At 72.8% G+C, this 22732-nt stretch carries 22 protein-coding genes; 8 read left to right on the top strand and 14 right to left on the bottom strand.

The window, feature by feature from the left end:
- Positions 1-20: 20 nt before the first annotated feature.
- Genes P5P86_RS00230 through P5P86_RS00205 form a run of 6 tightly spaced genes read right to left on the bottom strand, consistent with a single transcriptional unit; the run spans position 21 to position 8418 of the window.
- Entirely contained in the window at positions 21-1199 is a 1179-nt protein-coding gene (locus tag P5P86_RS00230) for a pyridoxal phosphate-dependent aminotransferase (protein ID WP_280609259.1), read from the bottom strand.
- Between the two features lie 14 nt (positions 1200-1213).
- Positions 1214-2371: a VWA domain-containing protein gene (locus P5P86_RS00225; RefSeq protein WP_280609258.1), complete on the bottom strand. Its 1158-nt coding sequence runs from the start codon at positions 2369-2371 to the stop codon at positions 1214-1216.
- Positions 2368-4554 (bottom strand): DUF5682 family protein, encoded by a 2187-nt coding sequence (locus P5P86_RS00220; RefSeq protein ID WP_280609257.1) that lies wholly within the window; start codon positions 4552-4554, stop codon positions 2368-2370. The genes P5P86_RS00225 and P5P86_RS00220 overlap by 4 nt, the downstream gene beginning before the upstream one ends.
- Before the next feature lie 17 nt (positions 4555-4571).
- Positions 4572-5657 (bottom strand): AAA family ATPase, encoded by a 1086-nt coding sequence (locus P5P86_RS00215; RefSeq protein ID WP_280609256.1) that lies wholly within the window; start codon positions 5655-5657, stop codon positions 4572-4574.
- Positions 5654-7126, bottom strand: a complete 1473-nt coding sequence (locus P5P86_RS00210; protein ID WP_280609255.1) for a DUF5691 domain-containing protein — start codon at positions 7124-7126, stop codon at positions 5654-5656. The genes P5P86_RS00215 and P5P86_RS00210 overlap by 4 nt, the downstream gene beginning before the upstream one ends.
- The gene (locus P5P86_RS00205) at positions 7123-8418 is read right to left on the bottom strand and encodes an SWIM zinc finger family protein (RefSeq protein WP_280609254.1); all 1296 of its coding nucleotides are present in this window, start codon (positions 8416-8418) and stop codon (positions 7123-7125) included. The genes P5P86_RS00210 and P5P86_RS00205 overlap by 4 nt, the downstream gene beginning before the upstream one ends.
- A gap of 70 nt (positions 8419-8488) precedes the next feature.
- Here P5P86_RS00205 and pyrE point away from each other — a divergent pair, with 70 nt between their 5' ends.
- Entirely contained in the window at positions 8489-9034 is a 546-nt protein-coding gene (gene pyrE, locus P5P86_RS00200; RefSeq protein ID WP_280609253.1) for an orotate phosphoribosyltransferase, read from the top strand.
- Here the strand turns inward: pyrE and P5P86_RS00195 are convergent, their stop codons facing one another.
- The gene (locus tag P5P86_RS00195; RefSeq protein WP_280609252.1) at positions 9035-9754 is read right to left on the bottom strand and encodes a DedA family protein; all 720 of its coding nucleotides are present in this window, start codon (positions 9752-9754) and stop codon (positions 9035-9037) included.
- Positions 9755-9809: 55 nt separating this feature from the next.
- On the opposite strand from P5P86_RS00195, the gene P5P86_RS00190 reads away from it, so the two are divergent.
- Positions 9810-10502 (top strand): TrmH family RNA methyltransferase, encoded by a 693-nt coding sequence (locus tag P5P86_RS00190; protein ID WP_446724912.1) that lies wholly within the window; start codon positions 9810-9812, stop codon positions 10500-10502.
- A gap of 4 nt (positions 10503-10506) precedes the next feature.
- On the opposite strand, the gene P5P86_RS00185 is transcribed toward P5P86_RS00190, so the two are convergent.
- Positions 10507-11397, bottom strand: a complete 891-nt coding sequence (locus P5P86_RS00185) for a diacylglycerol/lipid kinase family protein (RefSeq protein ID WP_280609251.1) — start codon at positions 11395-11397, stop codon at positions 10507-10509.
- 167 nt (positions 11398-11564) lie between these two features.
- On the opposite strand from P5P86_RS00185, the gene fbaA reads away from it, so the two are divergent.
- The gene (gene fbaA / locus P5P86_RS00180) at positions 11565-12596 is read left to right on the top strand and encodes a class II fructose-bisphosphate aldolase (protein WP_280609250.1); all 1032 of its coding nucleotides are present in this window, start codon (positions 11565-11567) and stop codon (positions 12594-12596) included.
- A 221-nt stretch (positions 12597-12817) separates the two neighbouring features.
- Here fbaA and P5P86_RS00175 read toward each other — a convergent pair whose 3' ends face one another.
- A complete protein-coding gene (locus P5P86_RS00175) occupies positions 12818-14272 on the bottom strand; it encodes a DHA2 family efflux MFS transporter permease subunit (protein WP_280609249.1) in 1455 nt (484 codons plus the stop codon).
- Between the two features lie 96 nt (positions 14273-14368).
- On the opposite strand from P5P86_RS00175, the gene P5P86_RS00170 reads away from it, so the two are divergent.
- Both P5P86_RS00170 and lysS read left to right on the top strand, forming a co-directional pair.
- Positions 14369-14797, top strand: a complete 429-nt coding sequence (locus P5P86_RS00170; protein ID WP_280609248.1) for a DUF3151 domain-containing protein — start codon at positions 14369-14371, stop codon at positions 14795-14797.
- A 148-nt stretch (positions 14798-14945) separates the two neighbouring features.
- Positions 14946-16382: a lysine--tRNA ligase gene (gene lysS, locus P5P86_RS00165; RefSeq protein ID WP_280611293.1), complete on the top strand. Its 1437-nt coding sequence runs from the start codon at positions 14946-14948 to the stop codon at positions 16380-16382.
- Positions 16383-16395: 13 nt separating this feature from the next.
- Here the strand turns inward: lysS and P5P86_RS00160 are convergent, their stop codons facing one another.
- The 4 genes from P5P86_RS00160 to P5P86_RS00145 all read right to left on the bottom strand — a co-directional run bounded on the left by P5P86_RS00160 (position 16396) and on the right by P5P86_RS00145 (position 18918).
- Positions 16396-16824 (bottom strand): hypothetical protein, encoded by a 429-nt coding sequence (locus P5P86_RS00160; protein ID WP_280609247.1) that lies wholly within the window; start codon positions 16822-16824, stop codon positions 16396-16398.
- Positions 16821-17570 (bottom strand): hypothetical protein, encoded by a 750-nt coding sequence (locus P5P86_RS00155; RefSeq protein WP_280609246.1) that lies wholly within the window; start codon positions 17568-17570, stop codon positions 16821-16823. Before P5P86_RS00155 ends, P5P86_RS00160 begins: the two co-directional genes overlap by 4 nt.
- Positions 17567-18355 carry a hypothetical protein gene (locus P5P86_RS00150; RefSeq protein ID WP_280609245.1) on the bottom strand — a complete coding sequence of 263 codons (789 nt, stop codon included), beginning with the start codon at positions 18353-18355 and terminating at the stop codon, positions 17567-17569. Before P5P86_RS00150 ends, P5P86_RS00155 begins: the two co-directional genes overlap by 4 nt.
- 119 nt (positions 18356-18474) lie before the next feature.
- Positions 18475-18918: a hypothetical protein gene (locus tag P5P86_RS00145; protein ID WP_280609244.1), complete on the bottom strand. Its 444-nt coding sequence runs from the start codon at positions 18916-18918 to the stop codon at positions 18475-18477.
- A 112-nt stretch (positions 18919-19030) separates the two neighbouring features.
- Here P5P86_RS00145 and P5P86_RS00140 point away from each other — a divergent pair, with 112 nt between their 5' ends.
- On the top strand, positions 19031-20026 hold the full coding sequence (locus tag P5P86_RS00140; RefSeq protein ID WP_280609243.1) for a helix-turn-helix transcriptional regulator: 996 nt from the start codon (positions 19031-19033) through the stop codon (positions 20024-20026).
- Between the two features lie 15 nt (positions 20027-20041).
- Here the strand turns inward: P5P86_RS00140 and P5P86_RS00135 are convergent, their stop codons facing one another.
- Positions 20042-20668, bottom strand: coding sequence for a hypothetical protein (locus tag P5P86_RS00135; protein WP_280609242.1), 627 nt, complete (start codon positions 20666-20668; stop codon positions 20042-20044).
- Positions 20669-20781: 113 nt separating this feature from the next.
- Between P5P86_RS00135 and P5P86_RS00130 the strand changes: the two genes are divergently transcribed.
- Positions 20782-21300 (top strand): hypothetical protein, encoded by a 519-nt coding sequence (locus P5P86_RS00130; protein ID WP_280609241.1) that lies wholly within the window; start codon positions 20782-20784, stop codon positions 21298-21300.
- Positions 21297-22595 carry a hypothetical protein gene (locus P5P86_RS00125; RefSeq protein ID WP_280609240.1) on the top strand — a complete coding sequence of 433 codons (1299 nt, stop codon included), beginning with the start codon at positions 21297-21299 and terminating at the stop codon, positions 22593-22595. The genes P5P86_RS00130 and P5P86_RS00125 overlap by 4 nt, the downstream gene beginning before the upstream one ends.
- Positions 22596-22732 lie beyond the last annotated feature (137 nt).

Raw genomic sequence — 22732 nt, 5'->3', positions numbered from 1 at the left:
GCCGGCCACGTCGTGCGGGACTACCCCAGCGGGCCGCCGAGATCGGCCCCCGCCAGCCGCTCCAGCGCGGCCCCGATCACCTCGGGCCGCTTGCAGAACGCCCACCGGACCAGCTGCCGACCGGGTTGGTCGGCCCGGTCGCGGTCGGGGTCGTAGAAGCCCTGCATGGGAATGGCCACCACCCCGGCGCGCTCGGGCAGTGCGCGGCAGAACGCCTCACCGTCGGGCCAGCCGAGCCCGGTGATGTCGGTGGTGGCGAAGTAGGTCCCCTGCGGCACGGTCGTGGCCAGGCCCAGCGAGCGCAGCCCCTCGCAGAGCAGGTCGCGCCGCTCGCGCAGGGAGGCCGCCAGCCGGTGCGGCCAGTCCGGCTCGGCGTCGAGGGCGTACGCCGCAGCCGGCTGCAGCGGAGCCCCCGAGGTGAACGTCAGCCATTGCTTGGCGTCCAGCACCGCCCGGACCAGGGGAGCGGGCCCGCTCGCCCAGCCGACCTTCCAGCCGGTGAAGGAGTAGGACTTGCCGATGCTGGAGAGCGTCAGCGTGCGCTCGAACATCCCGGGCAGGGTGGCCAGCGGCACGTGCTCCTCGCCGTAGGTGAGGTGCTCGTAGACCTCGTCGGTGACCACCACCAGGTCGTGCTCGACGGCCACCTCCGAGACGGCCCGCAGCTCGGCCGCGGTGAGGACTGTCCCGGTCGGGTTGTGCGGTGAGTTCAGCAGGATGAGCCGGGTCCGCTCGCTCACCGCCGACCTCAGCGCGGTGACGTCCAGCCGGAAGTCGGGCGCTCGCAGCGTGACCGGTCGCCGGATGCCGCCGGCCATCTGGATCATCGCCAGGTAGGAGTCGTAGTAGGGCTCGAGCAGCACCACCTCGTCACCCGGCTCGACCAGTCCGAGGATCGCGGCGGCGATCGCCTCGGTCGCCCCGGTGGTCACGACCACCTGCGTGCCGGGGTCGAGGGTGAGGCCGTAGTGCCGCGCCTGGTGGTGCGCGATCGCCTCCCGCAGGGCAGGTACGCCGGGCCCCGGGGCGTACTGGTTCCCGCCCTCGCGCAGCGCCGCCACGGCCCGCTCGACGACATCGGCCGGCCCGTCGACGTCCGGGAAGCCCTGGCCGAGGTTGATCGCCCCGGTCGCGGCCGCGAGCGCCGACATCTCGGTGAAGATCGTGGGCGGGATGCCTCGCAGGCGCGACACGGTCACGGTGCCAATCTAGGTCACTCCTGCTCCTCGACGCCGGTGACGAGGATGTCGTGCGCCGCCGCCCATCCACCGATGTCGTCGTGTCGGATCGCCGCCGCCACGAGGTCGGGGAACAGATCCGGCGTGCAGGCGAAGGCGGGCACGCCGAGCGCTGTCAGCGCGGCGGCGTGCTCCTTGTCGTAGGAGGGCGCGCCGGAGTCGCTGAGGGCGAGCAGCGCGATCATCACCGCGCCGGACTCGACGACGGCGCGCGCCCGGCGCAGCATCTCCTCGGCGATGCCGCCCTCGTACAGATCGCTGATCAGAACGAACACCGTCTCCTCGGGTTGCTCGATCAGCCCCTGGCAGTAGGCGAGGGCCTGGTTGATGTCGGTACCACCGCCCAGCTGCACCCCGAAGAGGATGTCGACGGGGTCGTCGAGCTGGTCGCTGAGGTCGACGACGGCGGTGTCGAAGGCGACCAGCCGGGTGGAGACCGAGCGCAGTGAGGCGAGCACCGCCCCGAAGACCGAGGAGTAGACGACCGATTCCGCCATCGAGCCCGACTGGTCGAGACACAGGATGATGCGACGCTGGGTCTGGTGGGTGCGTCGCGCGTAGCCCACCAGGCGCTCGGGCACCACCGTGCGGTGGCTGGGCAGGTAGTGGCGCAGGTTGGCTCCGATCGTGCGCCGCCAGTCGATGTCGCGGGGCTTGGGGCGGCGCGTGCGCGCGGCGCGGTCGAGCGCGCCGGTCACCGCCTGGACGGTGGCATCGCGCAACCGCTCCTCGAGCTCGTCGGTCACCTTCCGTACGACGCTGCGCGCCGTCTCACGGCTGTGTTCGGGGATCACCCGGTTGAGCCCGACGAGGGTCGTCACCAGCCCGAGGTCGGGCTGCACCGCCGCCATCGTCTCGGGCTCGAGCAGCAGCTGTCGCAGCCCGAGCCGCTGCATCGCGTCCGACTGCATCACCGAGACGACACCGGCCGGGAAGTAGGTGCGGATGTCGCCCAGCCAGCGGGCCACCCTGGGCGCCGAGGACCCCAGCCCACCGCGCCGCTCGCCGTCGTACAGGGCCGCCAGCGCCTGGTCGCGCGTCGCATCCGCGTCCGAGAGCGTGGTGTCGGGATCCTCGGCGGCGGAGCCCAGGACGAGGCGCCAGCGGGCGAGCCGTCCGCGCGCGTCCGTCATGATCGGACCTCCAGGCCGATGAGGCGTGCCACCGCGTGCGCGGCCGGCAGCGCACGCTCCAGGTCCAGGCCCTCGGCACGCGCCGCTGGTACGCCGGAGGTGCCGATGCGGACCCGCTCGCCGACCTGACGACGCTCGGCCGCCTCGAAGCGTGCGAAGGTCCGGCGCAGCAGCGGCAGCAGGTCCTCGAAGGTGTCCTCCTCGACCGCGCCGATCCAGCTGTCGACGAGACCGAGCAGCACGGGATCGTGCAGCAAGAGGACGGCCTCACCCTCGAGGAAGCCGTCGAGCCACGCCGCCGCAGCGGTGGGACGTGCGCCGGGCGAGAGCTGGCGCGACAGGCGCCGGGCCGCCTCCTCGGAGTCGAGCCGGCCGGCGTCGAGGAGGAGACGGTTGGCCCGGCCGGCCACCGAGCCGTGGATGCGCTCGTCGGCGGCCACCGACGCGAGCGCCTCGTGCCAGCGTTGGGTCTGGGCATCGACGAGGGTGATGCCGCGGTGGGCGCTGTCGAGGGCGGCTCGCATCGTCGCGGCCGCCTCGTCGTCGAGGGCGGCGCAGGCGGAGCGCAGCTCCACCGCCGCCCGCAGGACGATCGTCTCCAGCACGGCCCGCACCCGGCTCACGTCGGCGCGGCGTACGTCGCCGTAGCGCTGGGTGCGCGCCAGCGGCTCGACCGCCTCGAGCAGGGCCTGGGTGTCGTGCTGGTGGGCGGTGCGGGCCGCCAGCGCGTCGACGACCGCCGTCACGGCGTCCGGGAGGTCGGCGACGAGGGCCTGCTCGAGCAGGCCGCCGAGCTCGCCGAGGGCGGTCGCGGCGGCCGCCCGCTCGACCAGGAGCTGCTCGGCCGCCGCCGTCACGGTGGTGCCGTGCAGCCCCGCCTCGATCAGCCGGACGGCGAACTCCGGTCGCCAGGTCAGCTCCCAGGCCTCCTTGAACGTGCCGGCGGTCCGCCCGGCGTCGGCGGGCACGCCCCAGTCGATGCCGAGCAGCGCGAGTCGGTGCAGCAGCAGCGAGCGCTCGAGCTGGGCTTCCTTGCGCAGGTCGAGGACCACTGTCTGCGGGGTGGGCGACGGCTTCAGGCGCAGCGAACGCTGCCGCCGGGCGAGGTCCTGGGCGAGCGGGACGAGCGGGACCGAGCCGGGCACCTCCCCGAGCTCCTCACCGATCACCAGGGTGCGGTCGATGAGCGCGAGGGGCAGCGCAGAGCCCTCGCAGAGCACCGTCTGGGTGGCGTCGGTGACCTCGCTCAGCCCCACCGACGGGCGCCCGCGCACGGCGGCGAGCGCCTCGGCGAGGCGGACGGCCTCCACGACCGTGGCCGGTGCCGCCGGGAGGCCCTCCGCGCGCAGGGCCCGCGCGACCCGCGTCAGCCACCCCGGGGCGACCTCGTCGGGATCGCTGCAGGTGAACAGGTGCTGGTACCAGCCGGGCGAGCGGACGCCGGCGCCGTAGCCGCTCGCAAGCGCGAGTCGGCCGGCGGTCCACGGCGCCCACGTCGCTGCCACCTTGGTGCGCGGCAGGCCGCTCAGCAGGCGATGGTCGGCGGCCACGCTGGGCCAGCCGGCCGGATCGAGGGCGGGTGCGTGGAACGCTCCGCAGACCACCGCGATGCGCTCGTACCCCTCCTTGACGGCGGCACGCAGCACCCGGCGCATCGCAGCCTCGCGGCGCAGGTCGTCGGCGCCGTCCTCCGCCTCGCTCCGGGCGGCGGCCATCGCCTCGCGCAGGAGCGCGAACCGCGCCAATGAGCTGGTCGCCCGGTGCTCGACGGCGTCCTCCCACCACCGCTCGGCGTCGTCGTAGCCGGCCGCTGCCGCCAACGCGGCGATCGGGTCGACCGCACCGGGCCGGTAGCGGTCCTCGCCGGCCAGGTCGTGCACGGCCGGCAGGTCGGCGAATCGCACAGCGGTGTCGGCGGCGGTGGCCCACCGCAGCGCGACCCACTCCGGGGAGAACGCGGCAAGCGGATAGAAGGAGGATCGCCTCGGGTCGTCGACGGCGTACACCAGGCCGGCGACCGGTGGCACCAGCCCCGGGTCGCCCGCCCAGGGGAGCAGGGCGTCGAGCTCGGGCGGACCCTCGATGACGACGAGGTCGGGCCGGAGCTCGGCGAGCGCGCCGAGGACCGACCGGGCCGACCCCGGTCCGTGGTGCCGGACGCCGAGCACCTCCACCTTCGCCACCGCCGACACCTCCCGCCTCAGGCGAGCTCGCGGCAGGCGCGGTAGAGATCGGCCCACTCCGGCCGGTCCTTGACCACCGTCTCGAGGTACTCCTGCCAGACCAGCAGGTCCTGGACCGGGTCCTTCACCACAGCACCGGTCAGCCCGGCGGCGAGGTCGGCGGCCCGGACGACGCCGTCGCCGAAGTGCGCCGCCAGGGCGACACCATTGGTCATCACCGAGATCGCCTCCGCCGTCGAGAGGGTCGCCGACGGCGACTTGACGCTGCTCCGCTGGTTCAGCGTCATGCCACCGCGCAGCTCGCGGAAGATGGTCACCACGCGCTCGATCTCGGGTACGGCGGCGAGGTCGTCGGGCAGCTGCAGCGACCGGCCGATGGCCGCCACCCGGCTGCGCACGATCTCGACCTCGCTGTCCAACGAGTCCGGGAGTGGCAGCACCACGGTGTTGAACCGGCGCTTGAGGGCCGAGGAGAGGTCGTTGACGCCCTTGTCGCGGTTGTTGGCCGTCGCGATCAGGTTGAACCCCTGCGCCGCCTGTGCCTCCTGGTCGAGCTCGGGGATCGGCAGCGTCTTCTCCGAGAGGATCGAGATCAGCGCGTCCTGCACGTCGGCCGGGATCCGGGTCAGCTCCTCGATCCGGACCAGTGCTCCGCTCTCCATCGCACGCATCACCGGGCTCGGGACCAGCGCCTCCCTCGAGGGGCCCTCGGCCAGCAGCCGGGCGTAGTTCCAGCCGTAGCGCAGCGACTCCTCGGGCGTGCCGGCGGTGCCCTGCACCACCAGGGTGGAGTCACCGCTGATAGCGGCGGCCAGATGCTCCCCGACCCAGGTCTTGGCCGTCCCCGGAACCCCGAGCAGGAGCAGGGCTCGGTCGGTGGCGAGCGAGGCGACGGCGATCTCGATCAGTCGGCGCGAGCCGACGTACTTGGCGGTGATCTCGGTGCCGTCGGGTAGCGACCCGCCGAGCAGGTAGGTCGTCACCGCCCACGGCGACAGCCGCCACCGTGGCGGCCGCGGCCGGTCGTCGGCGGCGGCCAGGGCGGCGAGCTCGACGGCGTACTCCTGCTCGGCATGCTGGCGCAGGATCTGGGTGTCGGTCATCCGAAGGCCTCCGGGATCGCAGGGACGAAGCTCAGGTACTGGACGAGGTCGGCGTAGCCGCGCGGCGCCCCCTCCGCGCGGGCCAGCCGCTGGAGGGTCGCCACGGCGTCGCCCGGCAGCCGCTCCGCGAGCAGCGGGAGCAGGCCGTTGAGCAGGCCGGCAGGCGCCTTCTCCGCGGCGATCCGGCCGAGGACCGCCGTGCTCAGCGTGCCGCTCCAGGTGGGCGGCGTGTTCGCCAGCACCTCGGGCAGCAGGTGCGGTGGAATGCCCGCCAGGTGGGCCGGCGCGATCTCGGCGCACACCTCCGGCGGCAGCAGGGCCAGCAGGCCCGGCCCGGCGCCAGCGCGGACCAGCGCAGCCAACCAGTCGGGATCGTGACGCACGGAGGCGGCTCGTACGACGCCGCGGGCCGCGTCGGGGCTGGCGGCGTGCACGAGCCGCCACGTCGCGGCGGGGTCACGCCCCGTGATCTCGGTCCAGAAGTCGAGCGGTACGGCGGCGGCGAGCTGCTCCAGCCAGTACCCGCGCTCGGAGGAACGGTCGCCGGGCCGCTTCCCGAGGCCGTCGCGGACAGCAGCGGCATCCGGCTGGTCGGGCAGATCGATCCCGAGGCCATGGCGCAGGATGCCCCGGGTGCGTACCAGGGGACGCAGGCGCGCGCTCATCCGTGCCGCCCGCGCGGACCCGGGCAACCGGTCGAGCAGCCGCTGGGCGACGTCACGCACCGCAGCGGCGCGGTCATCCAGCGCCCGTTCCAGGAGGCCCTCGTCCTCGAGGCCGATCCCGACCTCGAGGAGGCGGAGCAGCTGCGGTCGGTCGCGGGCGGGATCCGTGGCCCAGGTGGACTCCACCAACGCCCGCCCGGCCGCCGGATCCGCGCGGCGGGTGCGGACGAGCACAGCGATCCGCTCCGTGATCGTGGCCCGCGCCCAGCCCGCGGGTGTCACGTCACCGTCGGGCGGCGGGGCGAGGGCCGGCCCGAGCCAGCTCCATGCCGGGTTGGCGGCGGCCAGCCAGCGCCCGCGCGCCCCCGCCACGGCGGCGACCGGCTCCCGGAGCGCGGGGTGGCGGGTAGCGGCATCCAGCAGCCGTGGCAGCTCCGCGTGCGGGATCCGCCGGCCCCTGTCGGCGGCGAGGCGCAGCCACCGCAGCAGGGCTGTCGTGGCCAGCTCGACCGGGAACGGCGGCTGGTCGAGCAACAGGTGCAGGAGCTGGACCGCACGGTCGGCCGCGGCCGGGGCGTCGTCGTCGGGGGCCGGTGCCGGACGGACGCCCACGACGCCGTCGGCACCCGCGCGCACCAGCATCGCGCCCACCGCCGCAGCGTCGAGCAGGCGCTCCTCGGCGACAGCGTCGGCCCGCTCGTGGACGCCGAGCTCCGCGGGCAGGGACGGAGGCGGTCGCCGGGCGGTGCCGAGCAGGGCGGCGGCCAGCAGGTCCGCCCACCACCGCTGGGTCGGCCCGGTCACCGGTCGACCTCGACCACGGTGAGCGGCCGGAACCCGCTCGCCTCGAGCTCGCCGAAGACGGAGGTCGGGCGCCCGCCCGTGCGGGCCAGGAGGTCCCACGGCTCATCGGCCAGCATCGGCACGCATCGCCCGGCGCCGTCGACGACGAGCGCCGATCGCTGCTCGCTGGCCGGCACGAGCGTTGCCTTGAGCACGACGGGCACGCGCTGCAGCCAGGGATTGGCCGTCCACCCGGCGGCGAGTCGCCCGAACGCCTCCTCGAGCGTCATCCCCGGCGGGAGCGTCGCATCCTGCCCGACGGCCAGCGGGTCGGCGGCGAAGGCGCCGCGTCGCGGACCGTGCCCCGGGTAGAGGGCGACGGCGGCCGCCAGCACCGAACCGTCCAGCCGGGCGACGGGCAGCGGCTGCCGCCCGGCCGCGAAGTCGAGCACCTGGACGGTCTCCCCGGAGTCGAGGTGCCGCAGCCAGGTCCGTTGCTGCTGCAGCCTGCCGTCATCGGTCCGGTGGGCGCCGAGCACCTGCCAAGGACCGTCGGTGGTACCGCGCGCCACGACCTCCTCGCGCGGCTGGGCCCAGCCGAGGAGGGCACGCAGGTCACCCCGGGTGTCGTCGTCGAGCGCGTCCCAGCGGCGCCACGCCTGGACGGCTGTCCACCAGCGACCGGCCTCCACCAGCAGGTGCTCACTCCAGTCGGACCGGGCGGAGACCTGACCGGCCATGGTCCGCAGCTGCTCGGCCAGACCGGGCAGCTGGGCGTCGACGAGCCGGGCCGCGGTGGCGTCCCACCACGACCAGGGCCGGCGCCGAGCGCCGGCCAGGCCGCCCCGGACGAGATCGGCGAGCCAGCGCGCGAAATCCTCGATCCCGGCGCTCATCGTCGCCCTCCGCTCGGCGAGCCGGCGAGCGCGTGCCTCCGGGTCGACCTCGGTGCTCGGGGCACCGGCGCGGGCCGCCGCGCGTTCGGCCCGCTCGCGCGCCCAGGCATCGGCGAAGTCGGCCGTCTCGGTCGCCTCGGCCACCGAGCCGTCGGTGCGCACCCACAGCAGCAACAGCGCGAGGGCGTGCTTGCACGGGAACTTCCGGCTCGGGCACGAGCAGCGGTAGCGCGGGCCGGTCAGGTCGACCGAGACCTGGTACGGCGTACGGCCCGAGCCCTGGCACCTGCCCCACACCAGCGTGTCCGTGCTGCCGGTCTGCGACCAGGGCCCCGGCCGGGCCAGCTTGCGGGCAGCAGCCAGCGACGAGTCGTCAGGGGCGAGTCTCTCGACGGCCCCGAGGCTCCAGCGGCTCATGGTGGCCCCATCATGACGGTGCGGTCCGACACTTCGCGACCGGACCGTCGCACTCACTACGCTGAGACTCGTGACCGATCTGACCCGGAACGACGCGAGCCTCGCCGCCGACATCGACGCCACCTGCCGCCTGCACGGCACGTTCACCCTGCGCTCGGGCCAGGTGAGCGACACCTACTTCGACAAGTACCTGTTCGAGGCCCAGCCGGCGCTGCTCGACCGGGTGGCGGCCCGGATGGTCGAGCTCCTTCCCCAGGGGACCGAGCTGCTCGGGGGCCTGGAGATGGGGGGCATCCCGATCGCGACCATGGTCTCGGCGAAGACCGGCATCCCGGCGATCTTCATCCGCAAGAAGGCCAAGGAGTACGGCACCGCCAAGCTGGCCGAGGGGCCGGCGTTCGACGGTCGCCGGGTCACGCTGATCGAGGACGTCATCACCTCGGGCGGAGCGGTGCGCGATGCGGTCAACGCGCTGCGACCGGCCGGGGCCATCGTGGACACGGTGGTGTGCGCGATCGACCGCTCGCCCCAGGCGGGGGAGTCGCTGCGCGACGTCGACCTGACGATCCGCTCCGTGCTCACCCGAGCCGAGCTCGACGCCGTCCAGCAGAGCTGATCAGCGCCGGCCGGCTCCCGAGTTCTGCCCCGGGTTGCCGGCCGGGTTGCTGTGCTGCTCGCGACGCTTGCGCAGCCACTCGATGCCCAGCACGACCACCGTCACCGCCAGCAGGCCGTAGGTCACCAGGTCGATGTACTTGCCCAGGCCCGGGAAGGACCGGCCCAGCACGTAGCCGACCAGGGTCAGCAGCAGGATCCAGGCCACGGCCCCGATGAAGCTCCAGACGAAGAAGACGCGCTTCTCCATCTTGGTGACGCCGGCGACCAGCGTGATGTAGGTGCGCACGAAGGGCACGAACCGGCCGGCGACCAGCGCGGTGTGGCCGTGCTTGTCGAAGAACTCCGAGGTCTGGTCGAGGTACTCGCGTTTGATGATCCTGCCGTCACGCTCGTAGATGCGTGGACCGACCTTCTCGCCGATGTAGTAGCCGGTGACGTTGCCGGCGAAGGCGGCGGCGGTGTAGACGACCAGGGCGAAGATCAGGTCCGCGACGTGACCGCCCGGAATGATCTCGACCTTGCCCTCGGCGATGAACAGGCCCATCGCGAAGAGCAGGGTGTCGCCGGGCAGGAAGGGGAACAGCAGGCCGCACTCGATGAACAGCACGATGATGCCCAACCAGAACAGGGCGGCGCCGAAGCGGTGGAGCAGGTAGTCCGGACTCAGCCACTGGGTCACGTCATGGAGGCTGATGGCCTGGACGAGAAGATCGTGCACAAGCACAACCCTAAGGGTCCGAACATGAAGTTGAGATGACGATGGGCGCACGAGCATGAGTGAGGACGACCACGGCGAGCGTCTCGCGCCGTACGATCCGATGCCGCACGGACCGGCCGAGGTGGGCGTGGGCCCCTGGATCGGCCCCTGGCCGGAGGGTGACCGGTGGGACCCGGACCTGCTGCGCGAGGGCGACCGCCGCAACGTGGTCGACCGCTACCGCTACTGGACGATGGCGGCGATCGTGGCCGACCTGGACACCCGGCGGCACGGCTTCCACGTCGCCATCGAGAACTGGCAGCACGACTTCAACATCGGCACGATCGTGCGGACCGCCAACGCCTTCCTGGCCGCCGAGGTGCACATCGTCGGCAACCGGCGCTGGAACCGCCGTGGCGCGATGGTGACCGATCGCTACCAGCACATCCGGCACCACGCGACCGTCGCGGATCTCGCCGGCTACCTGCACCAGCTGCCCGATGGCCCGGTCCGGTTGCTCGGGATCGACAACCTGCCCGGTTCGCTGCACCTGGAGACCATGCGGCTGCCACGGCAGGTGTGCCTGCTGTTCGGCCAGGAGGGACCGGGCCTGTCGCAGGAGGCGCGGGCGGCCTGCGACGGGACGTTCTCGATCGCCCAGTTCGGTTCGACGCGCTCGATCAACGCCTCCTCCGCGGCAGCCATCGCGATGCACACCTGGATCCGGGAGTACGCCGACCTGTCCTCGCAGGACGCGTGGCGCGGATGAGGTCCTAGTCGACGGTGCCGACCAGGATCGCGTACGCCGCGGGCAGGAGCCGCCAGCTGCGCTCGCGGTAGGGGCCGGTCAGCTCGCCGTCCTCGCTGCACCAGAACTCCTCGCCCGAGATCCGCACGGAGCGCCCGCGCAGCGCCGTGACGTCGGTGCGCTCGTGGTGACGGCCGACCAGCATGCCGGCGGCGTAGGCCAGCCGGGCGCCCAGGCCGCGTGTCGAGGCGACCAGGATGTCGGCGTACCCGTCGTCGGGCTCGGCCTCGGGGGTGAGCGGCGCGCCGCCGCCGACGTACCGGCCGTTGCCGATCGCCACCTGGAGGACCCGGTCGTCGGGCGTGCACACCTCCTCGCCGTCGACCTCGACGCGCAAGCGCACCTCGGGCGGGTCGATCAGGGCCCGCACGGCGCCGATCGCGTAGCCGGCCCGGCCCCACCGTTGCTTCCAGCTGTGGCCGGCGCGGGCGGCCTCGGCGCCGGCGCCGGTGTGGGCGCTGTTGACCACGACGCCGTCGTCCTCGTCGAGGAGCAGGTCCAGGGGGCGCGCCGTCCCGGTCACGATCACCCTGGCTGCCTCAGCGGGGTCGGTGGGGAGGTCGAGGCCGCGGGCGAAGTCGTTGCCGGTGCCCAGGGGCAGCAGGCCGAGCGGCGTCGCGTCCAGCTCGTCGCGACGGTGCAGCCCGTTGACCACGGCGTGCAGGCTGCCGTCCCCGCCGGCGACCACCAGCGTGCGCCCGTCGCGGCGCTGGAGGGCGGCGTCCAGCTCCTCGGCCGAGCCGGTGGCGGTCACCTCGACCGCTCCGGCCTCGCGCAGCACGGCGAGCGCCGGCTCGAGGACCTCTTCCTCGGTGTTGCCGGCGGCGGGGGAGGTGAGGACCAGGTAGGCGGGCATGGGGCGACCGTAGCGGTCCCGTGGTCGATGTCCCGGCCGCGGCGTGAGGGTGTGGCGCCACTCACCCCGCTTGGATCGCTCCAAGTTTCAGCACGCACCTGCCGCACTACTGTCGACCGAAGGAGCGGCGCGCCGGCGCCCTACGACTGGCCCACAGGAGTTGCCCGATGCCGATCGCAAGCCCCGAGAAGTACGCCGAGATGCTCGCGACAGCGAAGTCCCAGGGCTTCGCGTTCCCCGCGATCAACGTGTCGTCCTCGCTGACGCTGAACGCGGCGCTCGCGGGCTTCGCCGAGGCCGGCTCGGACGGCATCGTCCAGATCTCCACCGGTGGTGCGGAGTTCCTCTCGGGCTCGACCGTGAAGGACATGGTGACCGGTTCGGTCGCGCTCGCCGCCTATGCCGCGGAAGTGGCCAAGAAGTACGACGTCAACATCGCCTTGCACACCGATCACTGCCCGAAGGACAAGCTCGACGGCTTCGTCCGCCCGCTGCTGGAGCTCTCGGGCGAGCGCGTGCAGCGGGGCGAGGCGCCGCTGTTCCAGTCGCACATGTGGGACGGGTCGGCGGTGCCGCTCGAGGAGAACCTCCGCATCGCCGAGGAGTTGCTGGCCAAGGCCAAGGCCGCGCACATCATCCTCGAGATCGAGGTGGGTGTCGTGGGTGGCGAGGAGGACGGCGTCGTCGGCGCGATCGACGAGAAGCTGTACAGCACTCCAGAGGACGCGCTGGCCACCGTCGCCGCGCTGGGGCTGGGCGAGAAGGGCGAGTACATGACGGCGCTGACCTTCGGCAACGTCCACGGCGTCTACAAGCCCGGCAACGTCAAGCTGCGTCCGGAGATCCTGAAGAACGCCCAGGACGCGATCGTCGCGAAGTACGGCACCGCTCTCGGCGACAAGCCGCTCAACCTGGTCTTCCACGGGGGCTCCGGCTCCAGCGAGGAGGACATCGCCGCGGCTGTCTCCTACGGCGTGGTGAAGATGAACGTCGACACCGACACCCAGTACGCGTTCACCCGGCCGGTGGCCGGTCACATGTTCAGCAACTACGACGGCGTGCTGAAGGTGGACGGCGAGGTCGGCAGCAAGAAGGCCTACGACCCGCGCAGCTGGGGCAAGGCGGCCGAGGCGGGCATGGCGGCGCGGGTGACCGAGGCCTGCCAGCACCTGAGCTCGGCGGGTCGCTCGATCGGCTGACGCGGCTGCGGCCAGGCTTTTGTTCTCAACGTGAACAAAGGTGGACCCGCTCCCACGGGACGGGCACGTCCTTCGGTAGGGTGCCGTCGGCCGCCGTCAGGCGGCCCCGGTCGAGTAGGGCTCGACCGGGCGCCGGCCGGACCTCCGTCCCGTCCCCATCCCCCACATGGGACGGTGGTCCGGCTCGGCGCCCCCGGCCTCGCCGGGGCCTGCCGGTCAGCTCAGTCCGCGTGGGCCGCCGCCGGCACCGCGCCGCCGAAGCCGGCGTGCTGGGGCCGCTCGTAGAGCATCACCGCGATGAAGCCGACGACGTAGAGCACCGTCGGCAGCAGCATCGCGTCCCGCATCGCTTGGGAGAACAGCGAGGCGACGTGCGCGTCGTCGATCTGCGCAGCCCCGGCGTCGCCATGGGCGCTCGCCCCGGGCAGCAGTGCCGCCAGGCGTGCATCCATCAGTACGGCGATCGCCGCCGAGCCGACCACCGAGCCGACCTGCCGGGTGGCGTTGTAGACGCCCGAGCCGGCCCCGGCCAGCTGCATGGGCAGGTTGCGGGTAGCCGTCGCGGCCAGCGGTGCCCAGATGAAGGCGTTGCCGACGCCCAGGACCACCATGGCGACGCACAGGGACCAGACGTGGGCGCCCGGCCGCAACTGCAGGGCCACCGCGAGCATCCCGGCGAAGCTGGCGGCGAAGCCGATGCCGAGGATCAGTCGCGGGTGCAGCCGGTCGGTCAGCCCGCCGACGTAGTTGGCCAGCACGATCGACATGACCGCCATCGGCACCAGCAGCAGCGCGGCCTGGGTCGGGCTGTCCCCCCGCACGGCCTGGGCGTAGAGCATCAGCGGGTAGCCCATCGAGGCGCCGATGGCGCCCATCATGGTGATCGCGCCGTTGGAGACCGAGAAGTTGCGGTCGCGGAACAGGCTCAGCGGCACCAGCGGCTCGCGTCGGTTGCGGGCCTGCCAGAGCACGAAGGCGACCAGGAACACCACACCGCCGACGATCATCGCGAGGATCCAGCCGGCCCAGTGCTTGTCGTGGCCCTCCTGGATGCCGAACGCGAGCAGGAACAGGCCGACGCCCGACAGAGCGACGCCGAGCCAGTCGAAGCTGTGCTCGTGGGTGGGCAGGGCAGGCACCCAGCGGATCGCCAGGATGAGGCCGACGATGCCGACGGGGATGTTGACGAAGAAGATCCACTCCCAGCCCAGGGCGTCGGTCAGCACGCCGCCGAGGACCGGGCCGACGACCATCGCCACGCCCGCCGTCGCGCCCCACACGGCCATCGCCTTGCCGCGCTGGGCGGCCGGGAAGATCCGGGTGATGATCGCCATCGTCTGCGGCGTGATGAGCGAGGCGCCGACACCCTGGACGACACGGGCCACGATCAGCATCCCGATCGTCGACGTCAGGCCGCACCACAGCGAGGCGAGGGTGAAGACCGTGAGGCCGATCAGGTAGAGGTTCTTGGAGCCGAACCGGTCACCGAGCCGACCGGTGATCAGCACGGGCACGGCGTAGGCGAGCATGTAGGCGCTGGACACCCACACGACCTGGTTGACGCTGGCATCGAGCTTGTCGATGATCGTCGGCGTCGCCACGGTCACGATGGTCAGGTCGACCAGGATCATGAAGAAGCCGAGCACCAACGCGAACAGCGCTGGCCATGGGCGCACGTCCGGCGCCGTCCGTGGGGGAGCTGTCTGGGTCACATCCCCAGTCAACAGCAGACCACTGACAATCTCTTCCGCGTTGTTGGGGACAATCGGGGCATGAGCCACCATCAGGACCTCCTCGCCGGCCCGCCCCCCACCCTGCTGCCGGTCGATCCCGCCGCGGCCGAGCTCGCCGAGCTGACCGATCCGGCCAAGGTCGCCGACGTCGTACGCCGGCATCCGGCCTCGCCGATCGCCTGGGCCACGCTGGGTGCGATCGCCACCGAGCACGGCGCCGACCCGGTCACGATCTACGCCTACGCCCGCGTGGGCTACCACCGCAGCCTGGACCTGCTGCGTCGCAACGGTTGGAAGGGCCACGGCCCGGTGCCGTGGGAGCACGAGCCCAACCGTGGCTTCCTGATGTGCCTGGCGCTGCTGGCCCGCTCCGCCCGCGAGATCGGCGAGGACGAGGAGTGGCAGCGCTGCAGCGAGTTCCTGCGCGACAGCAGCCCGGCGGCGTACGACGCCCTGCTCGGCGACTAGCCCGCAACCGGCGGGTTCGGCCACGGGCGCCCGCGCCGATAGCCTTGCGCCCGTGACCGACCAGCAGCAGACCACCGCCCCGGAGCCGGAACTCGCCGAGCCCAGCCTCGACGAGCAGCGGACGGTCCGCCGGGCCAAGCGGGAGCGCCTGCTGGCCGAGGGCCGCGAGGCCTATCCCACGACCGTCCCGCGCACCCACAGCCTGGCCGAGGTGCGGGCGGCCTGGTCGCACCTCGAGCCGGGCGAGGAGACGCAGGACGTCGTCTCGGTCACCGGCCGGGTCATCTTCGTGCGCAACACCGGGAAGCTCTGCTTCGCCACCCTCCAGGAGGGGCTGAGCGAGCAGGACAGCGGCACCCGGCTCCAGGTCATGCTGAGCCTGGCCGAGGTCGGCGAGGAGTCGCTCGCCGACTGGAAGGCCGTCGTCGACCTGGGCGACCACGTCTCGGTCACCGGCCGGGTGATCTGCTCGCGGCGCGGGGAGCTCTCGGTGATGGCCACCGGTTGGGCGATGGCGTCCAAGGCGCTGCGCCCGCTGCCCGTGCTGCACAAGGAGCTCTCCGAGGAGACCCGCGTCCGGCAGCGGTACGCCGATCTCATCGTCCGCGAGGAGGCGCGCGACATGGTGCGCACCCGCAGCCTGATCACCCGCGCGGTTCGCCGCACGCTCGAGGACCAGGGGTACCTCGAGATCGAGACCCCGGTCCTCCAGCTCATCCACGGCGGGGCGATGGCGCGTCCCTTCAAGACGCACATCAACGCCTTCGACCAGGAGATGACGCTGCGCATCGCGCTGGAGCTCAACCTGAAGAAGTCGGTCGTCGGCGGCGTGGAGAAGGTGTTCGAGATCGGCCGGGTCTTCCGCAACGAGGGCGTCGACTCCACGCACAGCCCCGAGTTCACCATGGTCGAGGGCTACCAGGCCTACGGCGACCAGTTCACCATGGCCGAGCTGATGCGCGACATGTACCTGAGCGCCGCCGACCTGCTCGGCGGCCGCGAGATCGAGACGCCGCAGGGCACCATCGACCTCGGCGGTGAGTGGCGCTGGCTGCCGGTCTACCAGGGTGTCTCCGAGGCGGTCGGCGAGGAGATCACGCCCGACACCCCGCGCGAGCGCCTGGTCGCGATCGCCGCGGAGCGCGACGTCGAGATCGACGAGGCCTGGAGCGCCGGCAAGATCGTGATGGAGCTGTGCGGCGAGCTGGTCGAGCCCGGGCTGCTGCAGCCGACGTACCTGTGCGACTTCCCGGCCGAGGCGCAGCCGCTCGCCCGCCTCAACCCCACCGAGCCGCGGCAGGTGCTCGCGTGGGACCTCATCATCGGCGGCGTCGAGCGCGGCACCGCCTTCACCGAGCTGGTGGACCCGGTCGTGCAGCGCGAGGTGCTCACAGCGCAGTCGCTGAAGGCGGCCGGTGGCGATCCGGAGGCGATGCAGCTCGATGAGGACTTCCTGCGAGCACTCGAGTACGGCGCCCCGCCGATGGGCGGCTTCGGCCTGGGCCTGGACCGGATGATCATGCTGTTCACGGGGGCGGGCATCCGCGAGACGATCCTGTTCCCCCTGCTCAAGCCGGAGGGCTGAGCCACCGCCGGTCTCAGGCGCCGTCGTCGCCGGGCCGGTCGGGCCCGCCGGGCCGGGCGCCGAGCAGCGCGCTGAGGTCGGCCTGGGCCGCCTGGAACCGCGGGTCGGTCCGCATCCGCGCGGCGAGGTCGGCGAGATTGCGCTCGGCGTAGGTGCGCACGGCCGCGGCGCTGGGGTGCGTGTCGCGTCCCGACCGTACGTCGGCCCACGTGGTCTCACCGGCATCGAGGCGCCGCTGCAGCCGTTGCCGCTCGGGGCCGAGGTCGCCGCGCCGGGCGGCAGCGGCGCGCTCCTCGTCGCGTCGGGCCTTCGCCCGGTCGAACCGCTCGAGCTCGCGGGCGAGCTCGCCGCGCGCGGCCCGCAGTGACCCGATCGCCTCGTCGTGGGTGGCCTGGACCCGTGCCAACGCCGTACGGAACTCGACGCTGTCGAAGAGGCTCACCCGAACGCCTGCCGCGAGGTGTCGCCCAGGTGGGAGGCGGCGTCGGCGCTGAGCACCGTGTTGCCGAACTTCAGCGTCTCGTCGGTCACGGTGAGTCCGATGTTGACGATGCGAGCGACCTCGGGGATTCGTTGCAGCAGCGTGGTCAGTCGCTCGACGGCGTCTGCGCCGCGCTGGATCAGCGCGACCGCCTTGCGCACCTTCCCGGGCGCCGTCACCGCTCCCTTGGCCCAGCCCAGGACGGGGACGGCGGCGTCCTCGATGAGCTCCTGGGCCAGCGAGTCCAGGAAGTTCAGGGCCAGGCTCACCACTTGGATGGCCGCCTCGGAGACCTCGAGGGCGTGCCCGAGCTGGGTGGAGAGGTGGTCGCAGCCCTCCGCCTGGTTGGCGTGGTAGTCGATGATGGCGTCGAGCTTGGCGACGGCTGCGTCCAGGCCGTCACCGGACCACACCGACGCAGCGTCCGCGCGCAGTCCCTCGTAGTTCGCCTGCACCAGGCGGATCGAGTCCGCGACCTGCGGCCAGGAGTCCTTCATGTGCTGCAGGGCGTTCCAGTCGCCGGCGAACGGGTCGTAGAGCCACTCGATGACGCTCCAGCCGGTGAGCTCGTGGATCACCGCGTCGATCGAGTACACGATCAGCCCGCAGGACTTCTTCTGCTCCTCGATGAAGTCGCCGAGATCGGCCGCCGGCACGACCTCCCGGCGCAGGGCCGTCGTCGGGTCGTCCCGCTCGGTGACGCTCATCGGCCCAGCTCGGCACGGACGCGGTCAGCGGCGCCGTCGCCGCGGGACTCGTAATCGTCGTAGGAGTCGAGGTCCCGCGTGGTCTGCTGCAGCTGCTCGAGGTCCGCGACGACGTTCTTCGCCTTCTGCACGTCGTCCGCGACCGTGTCGATGGTCTCCTTCAGCGGTGCGACGGTGTCGCCGAGGAGGGTGCGGCGATCGCGTACGTCGTCGTTGTCGGTGCGTCGTCCAGCGGCTGCCGCGGCCCGTCGCTGCCGGCGGCTGAGGCCGGTGCTGCGGTCCTCGCGCGTCTCCTCGGCGCGGTCGGCGACCTGGATGCGGTTGCGCCGCTTGGCCTCGGCGTCGATCCGGCGCTGGCGCTCCTCGCCCGGATCGGCACCGAGCTTCTCCTTGAGCCGGCCCTGGAGTGCCGTCAGCGGGTCCTGGTGCTCGGCCCCGACGCCCAGGATGTCGTCGACCGGCTTGCCGAGGCTCCGGTAGGTGAGATGGGGCAAGCCCTTGGTCGGGACCCCGGTGGCGCGCTGCGTGCTGGTCTCCCACCGCGACCTCTCACCGGCATCGGTGGCGAGGTAGGTCTGGCGCGCCCGGTCCAGGGCCTCGCCCATCCGGGTGGAGAAGCGCTGGGCGTCGTGCAAGCCGCTGTCGGCGTTGCGGATGACCTCCTCGTAGGTGCCTCTGAGCGGGGCGAGGACGCCATGGAAGGCCTCCGGTCTCGCGCAGTTGGCCACGACGTAACGCTGCGCGGCCGCGAGGTGGCTCGCCTGTCGGTCCGTGATCTGATGCATCTGCTCCAGACCGTGCTCATCAACGTGCAGCTGGGTCCCCATGTCGCCTCCGTCGGTTCGGCCCCGTGTTCACTCCCCGATGTAGGGGGTGATGCCCCGGTGCGGTGACGGCGAAACGCTCAGGACCGGACCGATCGTCCCCATCGATCCACGGCGTGGCGCAGCCGGCGGCCGAGGGTGAGGAGGCAGGCGAGCGTGCCGAGACCGCCCAGGAGCAGGAAGACGGGCGCCCAGAAGGGGAACGCCCGTTCGTTGCGGGCGTGCCACCGACCGCCCTTCTCGAAGACCTGCAGCGTCGACCCGGAGCGAGGCCGGGTCACATGACCCTCCCAGACGACGGCGATCGGCCGCCCGTCAGCGGTGTGCGCACACACGATGCCGGAGCGCTGGACCGAGGCGCACCGCGTCACCCGGGCCTGCTCCACGGGGACACCGGGCCGGTGGTTGGCGGCGTACTGCCACACCGGCAGCACCCCGAGCACCCCGAAGCACAGCAGGGAGGCCACCAGGACGATCCAGGGGCCGATCCGAGCCGCGGTGTCCCGGTCGTGCCGCTCGGCCACCCGAGGCTCCTTCGTGGGACAGTCACGCATCGGCGTGCATCGTCGCGAACGTCGCGAAGTTCGTGGGAATCGAGTGGCACCCTACTCGGCCGCGGGCTCCTAGGCTGGCCCCATGGAGGCCACCGGCGCGGAGAAGCTGATCACCGCTCTCGGCTTCCCGCCCGAGGTCGGACACCTCTACGAGCGCCTGCTGCCGCTGGCGGGTCGACCCTTCGACGACGTGGTGGCGGGGCTCGGCCTGACCTGCGCGGAGTTCGAGGTCGTCGCGGCCGATCTGATCGAGGCGCAGATCGTCGAGCCGTCGCACGAGGCGGTGCAGGTGCTCATCCCGGCCCTGGCGCTCTCCCGGCTGATCGAGACCGCTGCCGAGCGCGCCCGGCGGGCCCACGAGCAGCTGCTCAGCATCAGTCGCGTGGTGCCGCACATCGCGGCCCGCTCGGCCGTCCTCACCGAGGCTCCGCTGGGGGAGTCGGGGCAGCCCATCGACGGCGAGGTCTACCGGGGTCGGTACCTGCCCGAGACGCTGAGCACCCTGGTCCGGCGTACCACGGGCGATCTGGCCTGGCTGCGGCCCGACCAGTGGACCTTCCCGTGGGAGTCGGACATGAACCAGCTGGTCGCCGCGGCGGTCGCCAGTGGCCGGCGGGCCCGGGCGATCTATCCGGTGCGGGCGCTCGCCGAGGTGCCCGCCGTCCTGCAGGCACGGGCGGACGTCGGCGAGGAGATCCGGGTGCTGCCCGTCATCCCGACCCGTCTGCTCGTGATCGGCTCCACCCATGCCGTCCTGCCCGAGCCGTTGGGTGAGATCACCACCCCGCGGATGATCGTGCGCCAGCGCGGGCTGGTCGAGGCGCTGGCGCTGCTCTTCGAGGAGCTGTGGGAGCAGGCCTCGCCGGTGGCGGAGTACGAGCGCGGGGCGAAGGGCGAGGAGGTACGGCGACAGCTGCTGCGCCAGCTTGCTTCGGGCGCCCAGGACGAACAGATCGCGCGCCGGCTGGGGATGAGCCTGCGCACCGTGCGCCGGCGGGTGGCGGAGGTGATGGCCGAGCTCGGGGCCGACTCCCGGTTCCAGGCAGGCGTCGAGGCGGCGCGCCGCGGCTGGCTGTGACGTCCGTTGCCGGCCTCAGCTCGGCCGGAAGCTGGCAGCCATCGCGTCGATGAGGGCCCGACGCTTGGCCGGCTTCGTCAACACCTTGGTGAACTCGAAGTCGAGGTCCGCGTCGCGACCGTTGTGCACCGAGCCGAACTCCTCGCGGTAGACGACGCTGTCGGAGTCGTCGACGAGATGGAAGAACGGCAGCCCGCCCAGCATCACGTCCGGCTTGCGCACCCACGACCTCCCCGCGTCGCGGCGGATCACCTTGACGCGCGCGTCCAGTGCCGCCGCGTCGGGACTCGGCGAGGTGCCGAAGACATGGTCGTCGATGTCGCTGAAGATAACCAGGCCGCCCTCCCGAACCGGCCCGGCGAGCGAGGTCTGCCAGGCGGCCTGGCCGCGCTTCGCGGTCCAGCCGGCCGGCGCCTGCACCGTGCCGACGTCGAGCGTGGCGACCGGCCCGTCAAGGGCCATCGCGGGTGCGGATCCGCTCCCGCCGGATGCGGGCGTCTCGGCGGTCGGGGTCCCCGACGTCGGTGCGCTGGAGGTCGGCGACGCTGCCGGCGCACCGCCGTCGTCACCGCACGCACCGAGCCCGGCGAGGGACGCCGCTGCCACGGCGACGGCGATCGTCGTACGCACCTGACGAGACACCCGAGCACCTCCTGGTCGACTGTGCCGAACAGTAGCGGAGCGATTCACAGGTTTGCCCGAGCTCCGGCTGGGCATGTGGATCGAGGCACAACGGAACGATCGTGGGGTGGACCATGTTGCCTGAACTGCTCGACGGAGCCACTGGCTCGACCATCCAGCTCCTCGTCGACCCGGAGAGCGTCGCCGACCTGCGCAGGCTGCTCTCCGATCACCACACCGACGTCCTCGACCAGCAGGTCACCCCCGTCGGTCACGGCGACTTCGGCGCGAGCGCGCCCGGGACGACGCTCGGGGCGAACGCCGACCTGGCCCACCAGCACGTCGTCGCCGCCCTCAAGGAGATGGCCGAGGGCCTGGCGGGCTTCGCCCAGGCGCTCGAGAAGGCGTCGGCCCACCTGAGGGACGTGGACGAGGAGAGCGCTGTGGCGACCCAGCAGCTCGACGCCTCCCTGGGACGCGTCGACACCACATTCGACGCCGCCGACACCCAGGGCACCACGGCGGGCCAGTCGACCGTCGGTGGTCAGCCCGACCCCTCGAGGCCCGCGACCGGCACCGCGACCGGGCCTGCGACCACGCCCACGACCGGCACCGCTGCGGGCACCGGCGCGGACGCAGGGGGTGCCCGGTGAGCGGGATGAAGGGACCCAACCGCGCGCTGCTCGACACCTACCTGCAGGGCACGGAGTCGACGGTGTCGAAGATCTCCGACGCCTCCGAGGACTGGGCTCAGAGCGCGAGCCTGCTGCGCAAGATCGCCGCGTCGCTCACCGGCCACACCGCCACCCTCGAGGCCTCGTTCGGCGCGCACAGCGAGATCACCGCGGCCGCCACCAAGGCGTTCCAGCAGGCAGCGGACACGATGAGCTCGCGTGCCGATCAGCTCGAGTCCGGCGGCAAGCAGCTGCAGGCCGTCTTCGCGCAGATCATCGCGGCACAGAACGAGCAGCAGAAGCTGACGCCGCCCGCCGACCCCGGGACGGCTCCGACGCTCACCGATCCCGATGACGCGGACCAGAAGAAGAAGCTCAAGGCATGGAAGTCGAAGTCGGACGCCGCCAGCAAGGCCTACAACGACAACGAGACCGCTGCCGCCGCCCAGATCCGGGCGCTCGACACGGCGTTCGGTGATGCGACCTTGACCATGCAGGGCATCCATGGCGAGGCGCCGGCGCCGTCGGCCTCGTCGACGGACGGATCCGACGGCTCGGGAGGATCCGCGGGTCGCCCCCGCCGATCCCCGGTGACGCCGGGCGGCGCACACGGCGGTGCCACCGTCGTGCCGACCGACACCGGGACGATCACCACCGGCACCACCCACCATCCGGGGACGAGCGGAACGACCACGGGCACCGACGGGACGGGCACCGGCAGCACCGGCGGAACGGGCAGCACCGGCGGCAACGGTGGTTCCGGGGGCCTGTTGCAGGGCGGCGGGACACCGGTGCCGAGCGCTCCGGGCCCCTCCGGTCCGTCGGGCCCGATCGCCCCGGCGGTCCCGGCGGCCTCGGCAGGTGGCGCCGGAGCCGCGAGCGGTGTCGGCGGCGCCGGGCTCCTCGGCGCGGGCGCCCTCGGCAGCCTCAACGGCGGTGCCGGTGCGATGCCGACGCTCCGGTTCGAGCCCGGTCAGACGCTGGGTGGCTCGGCCACCGGCAGGCTGACGGGCGGCGTGCTGGGCGCTGAGGAGCAGGCAGCTGCCGGCCGGCGTACGGTCGTCTCCGCCGGGGGAGGCGCGGGCGCAGGTGCTCGCGGCGCGGGCGGTGGTCGGGGTGCGGCGGGTGGCAGTCGGGGTGGCAGCCGCACAGGCGCCGCGGCCGGCGGCCGCGGGCGCGACCGCAAGCGCGGTGAGCCGGGAGCCGAGGACCTCTGGGACGACGGCAGCGACTGGGTCGACGACGAGGGTGCCGGGCCTGCGGTGATGCGCTGAGCACTGTCGCGGTGATGCTCGCGCGACGCTGTGTTCGGCCGTGTTCATCGGCTGTTTTGGTAGCGTACGGCTGCAAGAGCCCCCGGCCTGACCCTCGGTCTTGCACGGGGCTCCTTGCTGATCGGACCCAATCCAGG

The sequence above is a fragment of the Nocardioides sp. BP30 genome (genome assembly GCF_029873215.1).
Taxonomy (GTDB): domain Bacteria; phylum Actinomycetota; class Actinomycetes; order Propionibacteriales; family Nocardioidaceae; genus Nocardioides.
This window is presented reverse-complemented; position numbering and strand designations above follow the sequence as displayed.